Source organism: Kitasatospora sp. DSM 101779 (assembly GCF_025655475.1).
Taxonomy (GTDB): domain Bacteria; phylum Actinomycetota; class Actinomycetes; order Streptomycetales; family Streptomycetaceae; genus Kitasatospora.
The window spans coordinates 2,195,450-2,214,442 of record NZ_JAHTIK010000001.1; the positions used below are offsets into that span (position 1 = coordinate 2,195,450).

The 18,993-nt window shown below is 75.5% G+C and carries 20 protein-coding genes; 16 read left to right on the forward strand and 4 right to left on the reverse strand.

Translation table 11 applies throughout. The annotated features are described in order from the left end of the window. Positions 1–32 precede the first annotated feature (32 nt). From KSNIM_RS10205 to KSNIM_RS10230, 6 genes are all read left to right on the forward strand, one after another. Positions 33–842, forward strand: a complete 810-nt coding sequence (locus KSNIM_RS10205) for a hypothetical protein (protein WP_263102912.1) — start codon at positions 33–35, stop codon at positions 840–842. Further along, on the forward strand, positions 842–2,671 hold the full coding sequence (asnB, locus tag KSNIM_RS10210) for an asparagine synthase (glutamine-hydrolyzing) (protein ID WP_263102913.1): 1,830 nt from the start codon (positions 842–844) through the stop codon (positions 2,669–2,671). The genes KSNIM_RS10205 and asnB overlap by 1 nt, the downstream gene beginning before the upstream one ends. Further along, positions 2,668–3,195: a flavin reductase family protein gene (locus tag KSNIM_RS10215; protein WP_263102914.1), complete on the forward strand. Its 528-nt coding sequence runs from the start codon at positions 2,668–2,670 to the stop codon at positions 3,193–3,195. Before asnB ends, KSNIM_RS10215 begins: the two co-directional genes overlap by 4 nt. Beyond that, on the forward strand, positions 3,192–4,664 hold the full coding sequence (locus KSNIM_RS10220; protein ID WP_263102916.1) for a 4-hydroxyphenylacetate 3-hydroxylase family protein: 1,473 nt from the start codon (positions 3,192–3,194) through the stop codon (positions 4,662–4,664). The genes KSNIM_RS10215 and KSNIM_RS10220 overlap by 4 nt, the downstream gene beginning before the upstream one ends. Then, a complete protein-coding gene (locus KSNIM_RS10225; protein WP_263102917.1) occupies positions 4,661–5,503 on the forward strand; it encodes a class I SAM-dependent methyltransferase in 843 nt (280 codons plus the stop codon). The genes KSNIM_RS10220 and KSNIM_RS10225 overlap by 4 nt, the downstream gene beginning before the upstream one ends. Positions 5,504–5,608: 105 nt before the next feature. After that, on the forward strand, positions 5,609–6,457 hold the full coding sequence (locus tag KSNIM_RS10230; RefSeq protein ID WP_263102918.1) for a helix-turn-helix domain-containing protein: 849 nt from the start codon (positions 5,609–5,611) through the stop codon (positions 6,455–6,457). 103 nt (positions 6,458–6,560) lie between these two features. Here KSNIM_RS10230 and KSNIM_RS10235 read toward each other — a convergent pair whose 3' ends face one another. Then, positions 6,561–7,772 carry an MFS transporter gene (locus KSNIM_RS10235; protein ID WP_263102919.1) on the reverse strand — a complete coding sequence of 404 codons (1,212 nt, stop codon included), beginning with the start codon at positions 7,770–7,772 and terminating at the stop codon, positions 6,561–6,563. Between the two features lie 149 nt (positions 7,773–7,921). On the opposite strand from KSNIM_RS10235, the gene KSNIM_RS10240 reads away from it, so the two are divergent. The 7 genes from KSNIM_RS10240 (at position 7,922) to KSNIM_RS10270 (ending at position 12,179) form a co-directional block, all read left to right on the forward strand. After that, positions 7,922–8,707, forward strand: a complete 786-nt coding sequence (locus tag KSNIM_RS10240) for a sterol desaturase family protein (protein ID WP_263102920.1) — start codon at positions 7,922–7,924, stop codon at positions 8,705–8,707. Next, a complete protein-coding gene (locus KSNIM_RS10245) occupies positions 8,704–9,120 on the forward strand; it encodes an HIT family protein (protein WP_263102921.1) in 417 nt (138 codons plus the stop codon). The genes KSNIM_RS10240 and KSNIM_RS10245 overlap by 4 nt, the downstream gene beginning before the upstream one ends. A 46-nt stretch (positions 9,121–9,166) precedes the next feature. After that, complete coding sequence (locus tag KSNIM_RS10250) at positions 9,167–9,691, forward strand: DUF4240 domain-containing protein (protein WP_263102922.1); 525 nt, start codon at positions 9,167–9,169, stop codon at positions 9,689–9,691. A gap of 84 nt (positions 9,692–9,775) precedes the next feature. Further along, positions 9,776–9,949: a hypothetical protein gene (locus tag KSNIM_RS10255; protein ID WP_263102923.1), complete on the forward strand. Its 174-nt coding sequence runs from the start codon at positions 9,776–9,778 to the stop codon at positions 9,947–9,949. Positions 9,950–10,046: 97 nt separating this feature from the next. Next, a complete protein-coding gene (locus KSNIM_RS10260) occupies positions 10,047–10,892 on the forward strand; it encodes a pentapeptide repeat-containing protein (protein WP_263102924.1) in 846 nt (281 codons plus the stop codon). Positions 10,893–11,038: 146 nt separating this feature from the next. Then, positions 11,039–11,539 carry a hypothetical protein gene (locus KSNIM_RS10265; protein WP_263102925.1) on the forward strand — a complete coding sequence of 167 codons (501 nt, stop codon included), beginning with the start codon at positions 11,039–11,041 and terminating at the stop codon, positions 11,537–11,539. A gap of 37 nt (positions 11,540–11,576) precedes the next feature. Next, on the forward strand, positions 11,577–12,179 hold the full coding sequence (locus tag KSNIM_RS10270) for a DUF4291 domain-containing protein (protein WP_263102926.1): 603 nt from the start codon (positions 11,577–11,579) through the stop codon (positions 12,177–12,179). 34 nt (positions 12,180–12,213) lie between these two features. Here KSNIM_RS10270 and KSNIM_RS10275 read toward each other — a convergent pair whose 3' ends face one another. From KSNIM_RS10275 to KSNIM_RS10285, 3 genes are all read right to left on the reverse strand, one after another. Then, on the reverse strand, positions 12,214–12,774 hold the full coding sequence (locus KSNIM_RS10275) for an SLATT domain-containing protein (protein WP_263102927.1): 561 nt from the start codon (positions 12,772–12,774) through the stop codon (positions 12,214–12,216). Between the two features lie 102 nt (positions 12,775–12,876). Beyond that, entirely contained in the window at positions 12,877–14,544 is a 1,668-nt protein-coding gene (locus tag KSNIM_RS10280; RefSeq protein WP_263102928.1) for a phosphoenolpyruvate--protein phosphotransferase, read from the reverse strand. Beyond that, complete coding sequence (locus KSNIM_RS10285) at positions 14,541–14,819, reverse strand: HPr family phosphocarrier protein (protein ID WP_263102929.1); 279 nt, start codon at positions 14,817–14,819, stop codon at positions 14,541–14,543. The genes KSNIM_RS10280 and KSNIM_RS10285 overlap by 4 nt, the downstream gene beginning before the upstream one ends. Before the next feature lie 289 nt (positions 14,820–15,108). Between KSNIM_RS10285 and KSNIM_RS10290 the strand changes: the two genes are divergently transcribed. The 3 genes from KSNIM_RS10290 (at position 15,109) to KSNIM_RS10300 (ending at position 18,939) form a co-directional block, all read left to right on the forward strand. Then, positions 15,109–15,870: a DeoR/GlpR family DNA-binding transcription regulator gene (locus tag KSNIM_RS10290; protein WP_263102930.1), complete on the forward strand. Its 762-nt coding sequence runs from the start codon at positions 15,109–15,111 to the stop codon at positions 15,868–15,870. Beyond that, a complete protein-coding gene (gene pfkB, locus KSNIM_RS10295; RefSeq protein ID WP_263102931.1) occupies positions 15,867–16,811 on the forward strand; it encodes a 1-phosphofructokinase in 945 nt (314 codons plus the stop codon). Before KSNIM_RS10290 ends, pfkB begins: the two co-directional genes overlap by 4 nt. Positions 16,812–16,932: 121 nt before the next feature. Continuing rightward, a complete protein-coding gene (locus tag KSNIM_RS10300; protein ID WP_263102932.1) occupies positions 16,933–18,939 on the forward strand; it encodes a fructose-specific PTS transporter subunit EIIC in 2,007 nt (668 codons plus the stop codon). Positions 18,940–18,993: the final 54 nt, after the last annotated feature.

Sequence of the window (18,993 nt, forward strand, 5' to 3'; positions counted from 1 at the left end):
GCCGCACCACGTCCAGCCGAAGGGAGAGCCCGATGGGTGACGCGTCCGACGGCACCATCGCACACACCGGCGACCGGGCCGGCCCGGTCCCCCCGCACCTGCCCGCCACCATCGCCGTGCTGCCCGCCGACGACCGCGGCGGCGACCGCCCCGAACCGCAGCGTTCCCCGTACCGGTCGATGCCGGACGCCGAACGCTCGGCCCTGTGGCGGCGGCGTCTGCACGAGGCCGAGGCCGGCCTCACCCGCTACCTGGTCTCGCGCGGCGACGAGGTGCAACTGGCCGACTGGTTCGCCCTGCAGGCGGAGATCTTCGCCGACCTGCCGGATCCGGCGACCGCGCCTGCGGCCGAGTGGCAACGGGTGTTCTTCCGCGGCCAGGCACTGATGGAGCGCTTCCTGGTCGCCCGGTACGGCGAGCCGGTGCTGGCGGAGTGGGCGCGGTCCAACGCCGAGGTGCACCGCGAGGTCGAGCCGGACCTCGGCCGGGGCGCCGCCGACCCGATCCACCGGATCGCCAGGCAGGCCGAACTCTACGGCTCCGACTACGAGTTCGACGACGAGCAGTCGCCCTCCGCGGACCGTGCGGTGCTCACCATCACGCACTGCGCGATCTGGGACTACCGGGAGAAGGCCCGCCGCACCGGTGTCCGGCTGACCCTGGCGTCCCCGTGCACGTACTGCACCGAGGCGCTGTCCGCGAACATCCGCGCCAAGGGCTTCCGGCCCTCGCACCGGCTGCGCAGCGGCCCGACCGGCCACGGCTGCCGCTGGGAGGCAACCCGGCCTGACCGGGCCGAACTCCTCGACCGACAGAGCGACGACGAATCCCGGGAGTCCTGATGTGCGGAGTCACCGGCTGGGTCGACTGGGAGACCGACCTGCGCCACCAGGGGCACCTGCTGCGGGAGATGACCGCCACCCTGGCCTGCCGCGGCCCGGACGCGGACGGCGTCCGGCTGACCCGGCACGCCGCGATCGGCCACCGCCGGCTGTCGGTGATCGACCTGGACGGCGGCGCCCAGCCGCAGGCCGACGCCGAACCGCCCGGCGTGGTGCTCGGCTACAACGGCGAGCTGTACAACCACCGCGAGCTCCGTCGCGAACTCGAGTCTCTGGGGCAGGTGTTCCGTACCCGGTCGGACACCGAGGTGGTGCTCCGCGCCCATCTGCAGTGGGGCCGAGAGGCGCCGCGCCGCTTCAACGGGATCTTCGCGTACGCCCTGTGGGACGCCCGTACCGAGGAGCTGCTGCTCGTCCGCGACCACCTGGGCGTCAAGCCGCTGTACTGGCACGCGCACCGCAGCGGGGTTCTGTTCGGCTCCGAGCCGAAGGCGCTGCTCGCCAACCCGCTGCTGCCCGCCGAACTGGACGCCGAGGGCATCGCCGAACTGTTCGCGCTGCCGGCCGCGCCGACGCCGGGTCACGGACTGTTCCGCGGTCTGCGCGAGGTCCGGCCCGGTCACCTGGTCGCGGTCACCCGGCACGCCACCCGTGAACTGCGCTGGTGGGCGCTGGAGTCCCGGCCGCACCCGGACGGCGGGGTGGCCACCCGGGAGCGGGTCCGGTCGCTGCTCGCCGACGCGGTGGAACGCCAGCTGATCAGTGACGTCCCGCTGTGCACGCTGCTCTCCGGCGGTGTCGACTCCAGCGCCATCACGGCGCTCGCCGCGGCCGCTCGGGAGCGGTCCGGCCAGGGCAAGATCACCAGCTTCTCGGTGGACTTCCCCGGCAGCGCCGACCGGACGCCCGACGCCTGGCGGACCACCCTGGACGCCCCGTACGTGCAGGCCGCGGCCGAGCACATCGGCACTCTGCACACCGCCGTCCTCGTCCCCGACGACGACCTGCTCGACGCCCGGGACGCCGTGCTCCGCGCCCGTGACAGACCCGGCTGGGGCGAGATGGACGCCTCGCTGCACCTGCTCTTCCGCGAGGTGCGCCGGCGCTCCACGGTGGCGCTCTCCGGCGAGGCCGCGGACGAGATCTTCGGCGGCTACCCGTACTTCCACGATCCGGGTGCGCTCGCCTCCGGTACCTTCCCCTGGCTGCACGGCCGCACCACCCCGGCCGCGCTGCTTCGCCCCGAGGTGCGCGCCGCCGTCCGGCCCGAGGAGTACACCGCGGAGGCGTACCGCCGTTCGCTCGCCGAAGTGCCGAGGCTGGACGGCGAACCGGCGGCGGACGCGCGGGTGCGCGAGGTGTTCCACCTGGCGCTGACCCGCTGGCTGCCGCCGCTGCTGGACCGGGTCGACCGGGTGTCGATGTCCGTCGGGCTGGAGGTACGGGTGCCGTTCTGCGACCACCGCCTGGTCGAGTACCTGTGGAACGTGCCCTGGGCGCTCAAGGCCTCCGGCGGCCGGTCCAAGGGGCTGCTGCGCGACGCCGTCCGCGACCTGCTGCCGCCGCAGGTCGCCGAGCGGCCGAAGAGCGGCTACCCGTCCACCCCGGCCGTCCGCTACACCGAGGTGCTCACCGACCGGGCGCGGGAACTGCTCGCCGACCCGAACGCCCCGGTCTTCGACCTGGTCGACCGGCAGGCCGTCCGCCGGCACCTCGCCGAGGGACGGCCGCTGCCGAGCCCGCGAACGGCGCCCAACCCCGTCGGCGGCCTGGACCACCTCGTCCAGGTCGACGAGTGGCTGCGCGCCTACCGGGTGGGGCTGCGATGAGCGCCCCCGCCCGCCCCGCACCTGCTCCGGAGGAGGCCTTCCGGGCCGCCGCCCGGCACTGGACGACCGGCGTCGCGGTACTCACCACTCACACCGGCGAGGAGGTGTTCGCCAAGACGGTCTCCTCGTTCTGCACCCTCTCACTGGACCCGCTGCTGGTCAGCGTGGCTGTCGCCCGGCACAGCCCGCTGGTGGCCGCGGTGCGCGGCAGCGGCCGGTTCGCCGTCTCGGTCCTGACGGCCCGCCAGCACCGCGTGGCCCGGCGGTTCGCCACGCCCGGCGCGGGCCGCGCACTCGGTTCCTTCACCGCCGTGCCGATGCGCGCCGAGGCCACCGGCGCGCCGGTGCTGGAGGCCGCGCTCGCCTGGTTCGACTGCCGGCTGCACGGCGTCCTGCCCGGCGGCGACCACGCCGTCCTGGTCGGCCGGGTCGCCGCCGCGGACGCCTCGCCCGGCGAGCCGCTGCTCTACCACGACGGCCAGTACCGCTCACTCGCCCATCGCTCACCTGGAGTTGGCGCATGACCCTGCTCGACACCCCCGCCGCCGCGCGGGGCCTGCTCACCGGCGACCGGTACCGGGCGGAGCTCGACGACGGGCGCGAGCTCTACCTGGACGGCAAGCGGATCGGCAACCCCGCCGAGCATCCCGCCTTCGGCCCCGCGGCCGACGAACTCGCCCGCCTGATCGACCTGCAGCACGACCCCGAGCACCGCGAGCTGCTGACCTGGAAGGACCCGGAGACCGGGCTGCGGCTCGCCCGCGCCTACCAACCGCCCCGCACCCTGGACGAGTTGCGCGTGCAGCGGCGCAGCGCCGAGTTCTGGCACGCGGAGGCGCTCGGCCAGCAGGGCCGCTCCCCCGCCTTCATGGCCTCGATCGCCGTCGGTGTGTACGACTTCCGGCACCGGCTGGCCGGCAACGACCCGCGGTTCGGCGCCAACGCCGAGGCGTGGTACCGGCACTGCGCCACCAACGACCTCGTCCTCTCGCACGCCCTCGGCGACCCGCAGATCGACCGCTCCGCCGACCCGGTGGACGAGCCCGACCTCGCGCTGCGCGTCCTGGAGGAGAACGAGCGCGGCATCGTGGTGCGCGGCGCCAAGCAGCTCACCACCCTGGCGCCGCTCGCCCACGAGGTGCTGGTCTACCTGTCGGCCTCGTTCGCGCAGCGCCGCGGCGAGCAGTTCGTGGTCTGGTTCGCCCTGCCGCTCAACACGCCGGGCCTGGTCACCCTGGCCCGCGAGCCGCTCGGCAGCGCCCCCTGGGGGCACGCCCACCCGCTCGGCGCCCGGTACGACGAGCAGGACGCCATGCTCTTCTTCGACGACGTGCTCGTCCCCTGGGACCGCGTGCTGCTGCTCCGCGACGCCGACCTCGCCCGGGTCGGACTCGGCCGGATCAACGCCTGGAGCGCGTACATCGGCCACGTCCGCTACCGGGAGCGGCTGCGCGCCCTGCTCGCCACCGCGACCCTGGTCGCCGAGTCGATCGGTGTGGACGGCTTCCGCAACGTCCAGGAGGACCTCGGCCGGCTCGCCGGGTACGCCGAGCTCACCGAGTACTTCCTGGACGCCGCCGAGGCCCGCGGCGGCGTCACCGACGGCGGCCTGTTCGCACCGGGCGACACCGCCGCCTCCCGGGTGTGGTCGGCCGAGGTCGCCGCCGACGCGGTCGCGATCGTCCGCAGGATCGGCGCCTCCGGCCTGCTGATGCAGCCCACCGCCGGCGATCTCGCCAACCCCCGGCTGCGCCCGCACCTCGACCGCTACATGCGCGGCCGCGGCATCGACGCCGACCGCAAGTCCCGCCTGTTCCGGCTCGCCTGGGAACTCACCGGCGACGGCTTCGGCCAGCGCCAGGACCTCTACGAGTACGTGCACCGCGGCGACCTCGCCCGCAACCGGATCAACCTGTTCAAGCGCTACGACCAGAGCGCCGCCCGCGCGCGGCTGCTGCAGCTCGTCGACCAGCCCCAGGAGGCCCGCCCGTGACCGCGTCCGCCACCGAGATCCAGTCCCGCACCCTCGCCGGGTACGCCGACGCCAGCCGGCTCCGTCAGGTGCACGACCGCGACTGGGTCCTGGACCGGCTCCCCGGGGAGCCGCAGATCCTGGTCGACCTCGGCAGTGGCATCGGCCAGTTGCTGCAGGCCGCCCTCGAACGCTTCCCGTCGATACGCCTCGCCGCCGGCCTGGAGCGCTCCGAGCACCGGATCGCCGAGGCCGCCGACCGCCTCCGCGCCCACGGCGCCCGGGTCGTCCTGCACCGGGCCGACCTCACCGACCCCGAACCCCTGCCGCTGCACCCGGACGCCGTCACCATGACGTCCGTCCTGCACTGGCTCTTCCCGTACGAGGAGCGGATCTTCGCCTGGGTGGCGGGCCGTCTCGCCCCGGGCGGGCGTTTCCTGCTCACCACCTACCACCCCGCCCGGGACGAGCACGGCTTCGGCGGCGAGGACGAGATCGTCCGCGAGGCGCTCGCCGCCCTCGGCACACCCCGTGCCGACGTGCCGGCGCTGTTCGCCCGCGAGGGCGTGCTGCCGATCGCCACCCGCACCCGTACCGTCGACGACCTGGCCGGCGTCCTGCGACCGCACCTCGCCGTCGCCGATCACCAGGAGCGGGACGCCGTGGTCACGGTGGAGAGCGCCGAGCAGTACGCGCACTTCCACGCCGCCACCTTCGGCGACTACTACAGCCGCCTCGTCCCCGCCGAACGGCGCGCCGACTTCTTCCGGGCCGTCGGCGAGGCCGCCCGGCAGCGGCAGGCCGACCGCGGCCACGTCAGCCGCATGCCCGTCCGGCTCTGGGAACTCACCACGCACTGACCGGCCGTCACCATGCCGCCGGCCGGCCGCCGCACCTCCCGCGGCGGCCGGCCGGCGGCACCTACGCTGTTCCCGACCGCACCGTCTCCGCCCGAGGAGCCCCACGTGTCAACTCCCGCCGCGAGCCAGGAACTCGGCGCCTTCCTCCGCGCCCACCGCGAGCTCCTCAAGCCCGTCGACGTCGGCCTCACCGCCACCGCCCGCCGCCGCACCCCCGGGCTGCGCCGCGAGGAGGTCGCCTCGCTCTCCGGCGTCGGCCTCGCCTGGTACACCTGGCTGGAACAGGGCCGGGTCACCGCCTCCCGGCAGGTGCTGGAGGCGGTCGCCCGCGCGCTGCGTCTCGACGCCGCCGGACTGCGCCACGCCTTGCGCCTCGCCGGCTACCACGAGTCGCCCGGGCCGGCGGACGCCGCCGACCGCGAGGGGCTCGCCGCGGCCGTCCGACCCGTCCTCGACTCCTGGCCGGCCAGCCCGGCCGCCCTGCTCGACCGCCACTTCGACCTGCTCGGCTGGAACGCCGCCTGGTCCGCGCTCTGGGGCCCGCCCGAGGCCGTCCCCGCCGACCGCCGCAACCTCATGTGGCTGATGGCGGCCGACGGCCGGCTCCGCGGCGTCCTGCACGACTGGGAACCGCTCGCCATGAACGTCTTCCAGCACTTCCGCGCCCAGGCCGGCCCCGCCCTCTCCGACCCCCGCACCGACGAGGTCTACCGCCACCTGGACGCCGACGCACCGGAGCTCCGCCACTGGTGGGGATGCCACTCCGTGGCGGAGCTCACGGCCCGCACGGTCACCGTCGAACCGGCCGGCATCGGCCCGATCCGACTCACCCTCTCGTCCTTCCACCCGGTCGACGACCCGACCGCCCTCGTCCTCCTCTTCACCCCCGCCGACCCCGCCGCCCGCACCCGCATGACGACCCTCACCGACCGCCCCCTCCGCCGCGCGGGCTGACCCGACGAGTGGGGGAGAACTGCGAGGTCCGGGACGGGTGACCCTGCCGAGCACGGCCGGACACGGCACCGACGGAGCAAGGCGCGCCTCAGCGCCCCCACCGCTACCGCTGCCGCCGCACCGCCCATCCCCCCGCCGCTGCCAGCAGTGCCAGCCCGATCCCCACCACGGCCGCCCCCACCGAGACGTCCACGAAGACCCCCACCGCCCAGGCCCCGACCCCCGTGCCCGCGTACATCGTCGAGGTCAGCCAGGCACTGGAGGTGGCCCGCAGCTCCGGGGCGACCGTCCCGGCCAGCGTCTGCTGGTCGGTCACGAAGCCGCCGGAGGCGAGGAACCACACCGCCACCCCGACGAGCGCGAGGACGATCCCCGGCCCGCCGACCGCCAGCCCGATGCCGGCCGCCAGCAGCAGCCCCCACAGCGGCAGCAGCGGCAGGCCGTCCCGCCCTGCGGCCCGTGCCCGGTCCCCGAGCCGCCCGCCGAGCAGCGACCCGACGACGCTGCCGGCGCCGACCAGCACACCGACCAGTCCCAGCGCCTCCACCGACAGGTCGAACCGCTGCACCAGCACCGCCCCGAGGAAGGTGTACGCACCGAGGTTCGCCGCGTGGAAGACGGTGTTGACCAGCAGCGCCCGCCGCAGCGCGGGATCGGCCCAGCCGGCGAGCACGGCCCGTACCGCACTGGCACGCCCGCCCGCCGGCGCCTTACTCTCCCCCGCCGCGACCTGCTTCAGCAGCAGCGGCACGGCGGCGGCCGTCCCGACCGCGAGCGCCCAGAACGCCGAGCGCCACCCGGCCAGGCCGGCCAGGAACCCGCCGAGCGGCACGCCGACGACCTGGCCGGCCGAGAACAGCGCCATGCCGAGGCCGAGTGCGCGGCCACGGACGGCGTCCGGCGCGGTCTCCGCGATGTGCGCCCAGATCGCCGGTCCGGCCGCGGCGGCCGCCAGTCCGGCGACCGCGCGGGAGAGGACGAGCAGGGTCAGTCCGGTGGAGAGCGCCGCCGCGGCGTTGGACAGGACGAACAGCAGGGTCCCGACGACGAGCGTGCGCCGCCGTCCGAACCGGTCGCTGAGCAGCCCGAGGAAGGGTGCGGCCACCGCGTACACCAGCACGTACGCGGTGACGCTGGAGGCCGCGGCGGCCTCGCCGACGCGGATCGAGTCGGCGATCGTCGGCAGCAGCGGCGAGACCAGGAAGGTCTCGGTGCCGAACAGGAAGAGCAGCAGGAACACCCCGGCATAGCGCAGCCGGTCGAACGGCTGCGCCGCCGGCTCGGCACTCGGCGGCGACGCGGACACACTGGTCACGGCTTCTCACGCCCTTTCGGAACGTCACGGAACGGACAACGGCCGGGCCATCGTGTGCCGGTGCCGATGGGGGCAGCCAGACAGGCGATCATCCTGTGACCGCCGCTCACAGGCTCCCGTGCGTCGGCGCCCCGTGGCAGGCTGGGGCGGTGGACGGATTCCTGGGGTGGGCCGCCCGGCTGGGCACGGGCGAGGTGGTGGCGGGGGCGCTGCTGCTCAACATGGCGCTGTTCGGCACGGCGGTGGCCGCCGGGCAGGTACTGGTGCGGCGGTACGGGGACCGCCGGGTGGCCCCGGCGCCCGGCCCGGTGACCGGTGCGGAGGTCGCGCTGACGGTGGTCGCCCTGCTGATCAACAGCGGTGTGGGGGTGGCCGGGTGGGTGCTGTGGAAGGCGGGCCTGATCACCCTCTCGGCCTCGACGGGGCCGCGGGTCCTGCTCGAACTCCTGGCGTTCACCCTGGTCATGGACGTGCTGGCGTACGCGGCGCACTGGATCGCGCACCGGCGCCGGCTCTACCGGCTCGCCCACGAGCTCCACCACCGCTACCCGGATCCGCGGCCGTCGACGCTGTTCGTGCTGCACCCGCTGGAGGCGATGGGGTTCGGCGGTGCCTGGCTGGCGATCATGACGGTGTGGGAGCTGTCGGCACTCGCCGTCGGCGGGTTCGTCCTGCTCAACCTGGTGTTCGGCCTGCTCGGCCACCTCGGGGTGGAGCCGCTGCCCGCACGGATCCGCCGCCGGCCGGTGTTCCGCTGGGTGGCGCTGCCGATGTTCCACGTCGGCCACCACCTCGACCCGGGCGTGAACTTCGGTTTCTACACCACTGCGTGGGACCGGCTGTTCGGCACCGTCGACCCGGCGTACGACCGGATGCGACACGCCGTCGACCCTGCCGCCGCCCGCCTGTCGGATGCCCTTCAATCACCGGCATGAGCTGCATCTTCTGCGCGGTCGTGGCCGGCGAGGCGGACACCCACCGGGTGTTCGAGGACGAGGCCGCGGTCGCCTTCCTGGACCACCGTCCGCTGTTCCCCGGCCACGTGCTGGTGGTGCCGCGGCGGCACGTGCCGACCCTGACCGACCTGCTGCCGGAGGAGATCGGGCCGTACTTCGCCCGCGTGCAGCGGATCGCGGCGGCGGTCGAGTCGGCGATGGCGGCGGCGGGGAGCTTCGTCGCCGAGAACAACCGGATCAGCCAGTCGGTGCCGCACCTGCACGTCCACGTGGTGCCGCGCAATCCCAAGGACGGCCTGCGCGGCTTCTTCTGGCCCCGGACGCGCTACCGCGACGAGGCGCACGCCCGCGAGACGGCCGCCCTGATCGGCGCGGCGCTGGCCGCCGGCTGACCGCGTCGGGGCGGGCCTGTCAGAGCGGTACGGCATGCTCCGGGACATGGACAAGCAGCAGTTCTGGGACCTGATCGAAGCAGCCCGCCGGCCGGACCCGGACGACGCCGAGGCCGTCGTCGGGCGGGCCACCGCCCTGCTCGCCGCCCGGGCCCGGCAGGAGATCCTCGCCGCACAGCAGTTGCTGTGGGACCTGATGGCGGAGTCGTACCGCGGCGACCTGTGGGGTGCCGCGTATCTGATCAACGGCGGTTGCTCGGACGACGGTTTCGACTACTTCCGCGGCTGGCTGATCGTCCAGGGACGCGAGGTCTTCGAGCGGGCCGTCGCCGGGCCGGACTCGCTCGCCGAGCTGCCGTCCGTCCGCGAAGCAGCCGCGAAGCACGAGGACTTGGAGTGCGAGCACACGCTCGGCCTGGCCTGGGACGCCCATCTCGCCGCCACCGGCGAGCAGATGTCCGGCGACTGCTACACGATCGCCTACCCGGAGATCGCCTTCGGCTGGGACTTCGACGACGAGGAGGAGACCGTGCGGCGCCTTCCCCGGCTCGCGGCCCTGTACGGGGAGTGAAGCCGGCATCCGCACCCAACACACGTGCCCGACACGCGCCTCGGCCACCGACTGCCCGCGACCGACCCCGCGCACAATGACGGTATGACAGTTCCCTTGAAGTTCAGCGGGGCCTCGAAGAACCTGACCTTCGACGAACTGGAGAAGTTCGTCCAGGCCGCACGCAGGGCGGGGGCGGGCGGCAAGCAGCCCGTCACCGCCGTCGTCTCCACCACCGGCAAGCTCAAGCAGCTCCAGGTCTTCCTCGACGAGGAGTGACCGGCCCGGGTGTTCGGGTGACCGGTTCAAGGCTGCGGGTCCGATCGGCGAGAATGGCCGGGTACCGACCACGTCCGCACCGAGGAGACGACGCACGTTGGCCAGCCGGCAGCCCTCCCCCGCGCCCGCCCCGGACCGCCCCGACCTGCGGTCCGACTGCTCGCGCTGCTTCGGCCTGTGCTGCGTGGCCCTGCCGTTCGCCGCCTCCTCGGACTTCGCCGCCACCAAGGACGCCGGCACGCCCTGCACCAACCTGCAGGCCGACTTCCGCTGCGGCATCCACACCCGGCTGCGGGAGCAGGGCTACCGGGGCTGCACCGTCTTCGAGTGCTTCGGCGCGGGCCAGAAGGTCTCGCAGATCACCTTCGGCGGCGAGGACTGGCGGCAGGACCCGCGCTCGGCCCGGCGGATGTTCACGGTGTTCCCGGTGCTGCGGCAGTTGCAGGAGCTGCTGCACTACCTCGCCGAGGGCCTCGCCCTGCCCGCCGCCCGTCCCGTCCACCCCGAGCTGCAGCGCGCCTTCGACGCCACCGAGCGGCTCACCCTCGGCACCGCCGAGGAGATCACCGCACTGGACGTCCCGGCGCTCCGCCAGGAGGTCAACACCCTGCTGCTGCGGGTCGGCGAGCTCGTCCGGGCCGGCGTGCCCGGCCGTACCCGCAACCACCGCGGCGCCGACCTGATGGGCGCCCGCCTGAGGGGCGCGAACCTGCGCGGCGCCAACCTCCGCGGCGCGCTGCTGATCGCCGCCGACCTCAGCCGCGCCGACCTGCGCAGCGCCGACCTCATCGGGGCCGACCTGCGGGACGCCGACCTGAGCGGTGCCGACCTCACCGGCGCGGTCTTCCTCACCCAGTCGCAGGTCAACGCCGCCCGCGGCAACGCCGCGACCCGCCTGCCGGCCGGCCTCGACCGCCCGGCCCACTGGGCGTCGGCCCGCTGAGCGCGGTCGCCGATCCCGTCGAGGCGCTCTGCGTCCGGCTGCACCGCGGCCTGCGGGGCGAGGGGCCCCTGGCGGCGGCCGACGCGGCCGCGCTCGGCTGCGCACTGCTGGACCTCGGCCACGCGGGCCCGGCGGTGCGCGAGGCGGTGGAGCGCCGGCCGGCCGACGTGCTGCCGTCCGAACTCGCCGCCCTCGCCGCACGGCTGCTCGCCGAGGCCGGGTTCGAGCCCGGCTTCGACCTGCTTCCCGAGCGCCTGGAGACGCTCCGCCGGGCACTGGAGACCGTCCTGCGCGACCTCCCCGACCCGGAGGCCCGGCTGGTCGTCCAGCAGGGCTGGTACCCGCCCTCCGCCGGCGTCGTCCTCGCGGGCGGCCGGCTGCACGGCGGCGGCCTGCCCGTCTCCGCCGGCAGCGATCCGGCCACCGCGGCGGCGGCCGTCGCCGCCCACGTCCAGGAGAGCCTGCTGGAGCGCGACCGCCGGGTCCAGCCGCTCTGCCCCGACCACGGACTCGGGCTGCACGCCGTCCGGCACTGCGGCGCCGCTGTCTGGTGGTGCGCGGCCGGCGGCGGCCACCCGGCCGCCGAGATCGGCCGGCTGTCGCGGACCGGCCGAAATCGGGGTGACCGGCGCGGGCTCCGCCCGTAGGCTCCGCGGGATGTCCGCGCACCACCCTGGAGTCCGAGTGACCGATCAGCCGTTCCGCGCCGTCCGGGCCGACCACGACGAGCGGAGCCTGACCGTCTACCAGGCCTACCCGGTGGAGATCGCGGAGGCGGCTCTGGCGGCGGGCACCTTCGTGCCGCCGTTCAAGCGGGAGCGGATGACCTGGATCAAGCCCTCGTTCCGCTGGATGATGTACCGCTCGGGCTGGGCGTCCAAGCCGGGCCAGGAGCGGGTGCTGGCCGTCCGGATCAGCCGGGACGGTTTCGAGCAGGCCCTCGCCGTGGCCTGCCCCAGCCACCACGACCGGCGCTGCCACGCCACGGCGGAGGAGTGGCGTGCGGACCTGGCGACCAGCCCCGTCCGGGTGCAGTGGGACCCGGAACGTTCCACCCGGCTCGGCGCCCTGGAGCACCGCGCCCTGCAACTCGGCCTGTCCGGGCGGGCGGTGGCCGGCTACGTCGACGACTGGATCCTCGGCATCACCGATGCGACCGCCCTGGCGCACGAGGCCCGGGCACTCGTCCGCGACGGCCGCGCCGACCTCGCCGACGCACTGATCCCGGCCGAGCCCCCGTACCCGCTGCCCGAGCACCTGGCCGTCCGGATCGGCGCCGACCGCTGAGCCGCGCCGACCGCCGCCCCGGGCTCACTGCCGCTCAGGCGGAGCGCTCCTGACGGACGGCCGGCAGCTCGGATCCCTGCGGCGGCACCGGGCCGGGCGGCAGGGCGACCTGCGGGTCGGCGGCGCTGCGCACCCGTGTCCAGGAGTCGTGGTCGGCCTGGACGATCTCCTCGTACGCGGCGAGGAACTCCGCCACCTGCGCCGGATCGGGCTCGGCCTCGGCCAGCCCGGCGCGGTGGAAGACGAGCCGTCGCTCCAGCGCGGTCAGCCGGTGCACGGTGTCGGAGCGCTGCAGCCAGAGCGCACGGTGCGAGAAGAAGGCCTGCCAGGCGGCGAGCACGGTGATCGCCGCGCCGAGGCCGAGAGCGACGTCCGACAGCCACTGCCGGGCGGGCTCGCCCACCTGGACGCCCAGCAGCACGGTGATCACCGCCGACAGGCTCACCGTGGAGATCTGCAGACCGAACGCGCGCCTGCGGTCCGCGTCCCGCCGCCGGGTACGGATCCGCAGCTGGCTGCGCACCTCCTCCTCCACGAAGGCCAGTTGACGGCGGGCCGGGCTCCCACCGGTACCGTCCGCAGCGCTCCCCACCATGGGCCGGCTCCTCTCCCCCGCGGTCGGAGCGGCCAGTCTGCCAGCCCGTCCGGACATCCGTGCGGAATCCGGTGGGACGCGGTACCCGGTCGACGGGCCGGGTCAGCCTCCGGCCGTCCGCAGGGCCCCGCGCACGCGTTCTTGCGCCGTCGCCGCGTCCGGGGCGCTGCGGGCGAGCCCGGCGAGGCGGCGGCAGTCGGCGAGCGTGTGCGCGGCGAGCGCGGCGCGGACCTCGGGGAGGCAGGCGGGTGCGGTGGAGAGCCCGGTGACGCCGAGGCCGACGAGGACGAGCGCGAGGTCAGGGTCGGCGGCGGCCTCCCCGCAGACGCCGACCGGGACGGCGTGGTCGGCGGCGCCCTCCGCGGTGGCCGCGACCAGGTCGAGCAGGGCCGGCTGCCAGGGGTCGAGCAGGTCGGCGAGGGCGCCGAGGGTGCGGTCGGCGGCGAAGGCGTACTGGGCGAGGTCGTTGGTGCCGATGCTGAGGAAGTCGCAGACCTCGGCGAGCCGTCCGGCGCGCAGCGCGGCGGCCGGCACCTCGACCATGGCGCCCGCGTGGGCGAGGCCGTGGGCGCGGACCCGTTCGGCGAAGGCCGCGGCCTCGGCGGGAAGCGACACCATGGGGGCCATCACCCGCACGTCCGCGCCGCTGCCGCGGGCGGCCGCCGCGATCGCGGCGAGCTGGGTCTCCAGCAGCTGCGGGTCGCGGGTCGCGGTCCGCAGGCCGCGCACGCCGAGGGCGGGGTTCTCCTCGTCGGCGGCGGTGGCGAAGGGCAGCGGTTTGTCGGCGCCGGCGTCGAGGGTGCGGACGGTGACGCGGCGCCCGGCGAAGGCCTCGAAGACGGCGCGGTAGGCGGCGGTCTGCTCGGCGGCGCCGGGGGCCTCGGCCCGGTCGAGGTAGAGGAACTCGGTGCGGAAGAGGCCGACGCCCTCGGAGTCGGCGGTGGCCGCGGCGGCGAGTTCGTGGGCGGCTCCGAGGTTGACCAGCAGGGCCACCGGGTGCCCGTCCGCGGTGCGGCCCGGCCCCGAGCTGCCGGCGGCGCGGTCCCGGCGGGCCCGCTGTTGCTCGGCCGCGTACCGGAGGGCCTGCGGCGCCGGGTCGGGGTGGACGACACCGTCGGCGGCGAGCACGAGCACGCTCTGCCCGTCCCGCAGCCCGGCCGCGCCGGGGCAGCCGACGACGGCGGGCAGGCCGAGGGCCTTGGCGAGGATCGCGGTGTGGCTGGTGGGGCCGCCGCGGACAGTGACCAGCGCGAGGACCTGCGCGGGGTCGAGTTCGGCGGTGTCGGCGGGCGCGAGGTCGTCGGCGACCAGGACGTACGGGTGCCCGGGGTCGGGCAGGCCGGGCATCGGCAGTCCGAGCAGCCGGGCCACCGCGCGGTCGCGGAGGTCGTCGAGGTCGGCGGCGCGTTCGGCGAAGTAGCCGCCCGCGGCGAGCAGGGCGTCCCGGAAGCCGTCATAGGCGGCGGTGACCGCGTGCGGGCCGTCGGTGCCGGCGGCGACGAGCTCGGTGGCCCGGTCGGCGAGCACCGGGTCGGCGGCGATCATCGCCTGGGCGGTGAGCACGTCCGCGGCGGCGCCGTCGGCCCGGGCGGCGCGGGCCTCCAGGTCGGCGACGACGGCGCCGAGGGCGGTCCGGACGGCGGCGCCCTCGGCGGCCGGGTCGGTGACCGGGCGGGCCGGCGGCAGTGCGGGGGACGGAGCGGCCCGGGCGACCGGCCCGGCGGCGCTGCCGCGGCCGACGCCGATGCCGTGCAGCGGGGCGGCCGTCACCGGACGGCGTCCAGGTCGTCGGCGAGCACGGCGGCGAGTTCGTCGAGGGCGGCGCGGGCGGCGGTCTCCTCGCCGTCGGCGGTGAGTTCCAGGGTGTCGCCGTGGCCGGCGGCGAGCGCGAGGACGGAGAGCAGGCTGCGGGCGTCCACCGGGGTCTGGCCGGGGCGGCCGACGCCGACCCTGACGCTGTGCCGGGCGGCGGCCTGGACGAAGAGGGAGGCGGGTCGGGCGTGCAGGCCGCTCTGCGAGCCGACGGTGACCTGGAGCTGGGGCATGGGGGTGTCCTTCGGGTTCACGGGGTGCGTCCGGGTTGCCCGATCGGATGGTCCGGGTCGGGGCCGCGGGCCCGGTACCGGCGGTGGGGGCGGGCCGCGGGTACCGGGCGGTCGGGGTGGTCACGCACCCGTCACCGGGTGGGTTTCATTTGGTTTTACGCCCGGTTCACTCGGCATGTCAACGCAATCGGGCGAAAATCCCACATGTTCGGACTCTTGCTTTTCCGGGGCCGGGGCGTATCGTCGGAGTCAACCAGGCGTAAACAGACATGAACGGACCCGATCCCACATGTACGCTCCCGAGCGCCAGCAGCAGATCCTGCAGCTCGCCCAGACCAGGGGCCGCGTCGACGTCCCCTCGCTCGCCGAGGAGTTCAACGTCACGCAGGAGACCATCCGGCGCGACCTCAGCACCCTCGACCGGGCCGGACTGCTGCGCCGCGTACACGGCGGCGCCCTGCCCGCCGGGGCGCTGCACCTGGAGCCCGGCCTCGCCGAACGGGACTCGACGGCCGCCGACGAGAAGGAGCGGATCGCCCGCGCCGCGCTGGCCCTGCTGCCCGCCGAGGGCAGCGTGCTGCTGGACGCCGGCACCACCGTCTCCCGGCTCGCGGCGCTGCTGCCCGCGGACAGCACGCTGACCGTGGTCACCAACGCGTTGCCGGTCGCGGCCCGCCTGGCCGACCACCCCTCGCTCTCGCTGCACCTGGTCGGCGGCCGGCTGCGGCACCGCACCCACGCCGCGGTCGACGACTGGGCGCTGCGCGCGCTGGCGGACGTCCACGCCGACGTTGCCGTGGTCGCCACCAACGGCTTCTCGCCGGAGGGCGGCCTCTCCACCCCGGACCTCGCCGAGGCCGCGGTGAAGCGGGCCATGGTCGCCGGGGCGCGCCGGATCGTGCTGGTCGCGGACTCCTCGAAGTACGGCACCCGGCACTTCGCCCGGTTCGGCTCGCTGGAGCAGGTCGACGTCCTGGTCACCGACACCGGACTGACCGACCGGCAGGCCGCAGAGATCGAAGAACTCGGACCGGAAGTGATCCGCGCATGATCGTCACCATCACCCCCAATCCCAGCCTCGACCGCACCTACGAGCTGCCCGAGCTCGCCCTCGGCGAGGTCAACCGGGCCACCGGGGACCGGCTGGACCCGGGTGGCAAGGGCGTGAACGTGGCCCGCGCGCTCACCGCCGCCGGCCACCGCACGGCCGCCGTGCTGCCGCTCGGCGGCGCGCCCGGACGGCTGCTGGCGGAGCTGCTGCACCATCAGGACATCGACGTGGCGGCCGTCCCGGTCGCCGGCGACACCCGGATCAACGTGTCGATCGTCGAGCGGAACAGCCCGCTCACCAAGATCAACGCGCCGGGGCCGCAGCTGACCGCGGAGGAGTCCGCGGCCCTGCTCACCGCGGTCCGCCGGCAGGCCGCCGGAGCGGACGTGGACTGGCTGGCCTGCTGCGGCAGCCTGCCCCGCGGCCTGGCGCCCGAGTGGTACGCCGACCTGGTCGCCGAGGCCCACCTCGGCGGCGCCCGGATCGCCGTGGACACCTCGGGCCCCGCGCTGCTGGCCTCGCTGGCGGCCGGCCCCGACGTGGTCAAGCCCAACCTCGAGGAACTCGCCGAGGCGGTCGGCCGACCGGTCGCCACCCTCGGCGCGGCCCTCGACGCGGCCCACCGGCTGCGCGAGCTCGGCGCCCAGCAGGTGCTGGCCAGCCTGGGTGCGGACGGCATGCTGCTGGTCGCCGAGGAGGGTGCCTGGTACGGCACGGCGCCGGTGAGCGAGGTCCGCAGCGACGTCGGCGCCGGCGACGCCTCGCTGGCCGGCTTCCTCGGTGCCGGCGGCAGCGGGCCGAAGGCGCTGGCCTCCGCGCTGGCGCACGGCGCGGCGGCCGTCCGGCTGCCGGGCAGCGTCATGCCGATCCCGGCCGACCTGGAACCGGACACCGTCACGGTGACCGCCGACGTACCGCGGGAGCTGCCGCTGGGCCGCTGAACCACGCGCGGCCGCGAGGGCCGCAGATGCGCACCGGCCGTCCCGGACGGCCGACCGGAAGGACCTGGGGGCAACAGGAACCGACCACGCACCTGTGCACGACTGGTGAAGGACCGACACGATGAGCGACAACGGCAGACTGATCACACCTGCGCTCGTGGATCTCTACCTCGCCCCCGACGACAAGGCGGAGGCCCTCCGCGCCCTGGCCCAGCGGCTGGCGGCCGAGGGCCGGGTCACCGACCTCGACGGCTTCCTCGCCGACGTGGCCGCCCGCGAGGCGCAGGCGCCGACCGGCCTGGGCGACGGGATCGGCATCCCGCACTGCCGCTCGGCCCACGTCACCCGGCCGAGCCTGGCCTTCGGGCGCAGCACCCGCGGGCTGGACTTCGCCGCCCCGGACGGCCGCCCGGCCGACCTGGTCTTCATGATCGCCGCCCCGGACGGCGCGGACGACGCCCACCTGCAGATCCTGGCCTCGCTGGCCCGGCGGCTGATGGACCCGGAGTTCACCGGGGCACTGCGCTCGGCCACCGACCCGAGCGCGGTCGCCGCCCTGGTCAACGACGAGGAGCCGGCCCCCTCGCCGGAGCCCGCGGCGACCGCCGCACCGGCGCCCGCACCCACCCCGGCACCGCCGGCGGGCGGCCCGCGGCTGGTCGCCGTGACCTCCTGCCCGACCGGCATCGCGCACACCTACATGGCAGCCCGGGCGCTGGAGCAGGCGGCGGCCCGGGCCGGGGCCACCATCCACGTGGAGACCCAGGGCTCGGCGGGCTCGACCCCGCTGGACCCGGCGGTGATCGCCGCGGCGGACGCGGTGATCCTGGCCCACGACGTGGAGGTCCGCGACCGGGCCCGGTTCGCCGGCCTGCCGATGGTCGACACCGGGGTGAAGGCCGGCGTCAACCGGGCGGACGAGCTGGTCGCTGAGGCGGTCGCGCTCGCCGCCGCCGCGCCCGCCCGTACCGTGGCGCCGGCCCCGGCCACGGCGCCGGCGCAGCGCCGGGAGCACTGGGCGAAGCGGCTGCGCGGCTACCTGATGACGGGTGTCAGCTACATGATCCCGTTCGTCGCGGCGGGCGGTCTGCTGATCGCGCTGGGCTTCGCGATCGGCGGGTACAGGATCTCCTCGGCACCCTCGGTGGTCGGCCACTTCGACTGGACGTCCCAGCAGAGCTGGGCGGCGCTGCTCTTCCAGACCGGCGCCGCGGCCTTCGCCTTCCTGGTGCCGATCCTCTCCGGGTTCATCGCGTACGCGATCGCGGACCGGGCGGCGCTGGCCGCGGGCATCGTCGGCGGCGCGGTCTCGGTGACGGTCGGCGCGGGCTTCCTCGGCGGCATCGTCACCGGCCTGATCGCGGGCCTGCTGGTGCGCTGGATGACGGGGTGGAAGGTGCCGCGGGCGATCGCCGGGATCATGCCGGTGGTGGTGATCCCGCTGCTGTCGGTGGCCGCGGTCGGCTTCCTGATGTTCGTGGTGCTGGGCTCGCCGATCGCCTCCGCGATGAAGGGGCTGACGGACTGGCTGAACAGCCTGTCGGGCACCAACGCGATCCTGCTCGGCCTGCTGCTGGGCGCGATGATGGCCTTCGACATGGGCGGCCCGCTCAACAAGGTGGCGTACACCTTCGCGGCCGGTGCGCTGACCACGGCGGGTTCGGTCCCGGACGCTGGCAGCCTGAAGGTGATGGCCGCGGTGATGGCGGCCGGCATGACCCCGCCGCTGGGCCTGGCCCTGGCGACGACGGTGCGGCGGCGGCTGTTCACCCGCGAGGAGCGGGAGAACGGCAAGGCGGCCTGGGTGCTCGGGGCCTCGTTCATCACCGAGGGCGCGATCCCGTTCGCGGCGGCCGACCCGCTGCGGGTCATCCCCTCGGCGATGGCGGGCAGCATGGTCGCGGGCGGTCTGACGATGGCCTTCGGCTCGACCCTGCGGGCGCCGCACGGCGGCATCTGGGTGCTGCCGCTGATCGGCAGCCCGGTGCTGTACCTGGTGGCGATCGCGGCGGGCACGGTGGTCACCGCGGGACTGGTGATCCTGCTGAAGGGCCTGCGGCGGCCCGTCCCGGCGGCCGCGCCGGAGCCGGACCCGGCCGACCGGGTGCTGGCCGGCACGGCGGCCTGACGGTCCGCCGCAACGGGAGGGGTGCGGTGCGCGGGAGCGCGCCGCACCCCTCCC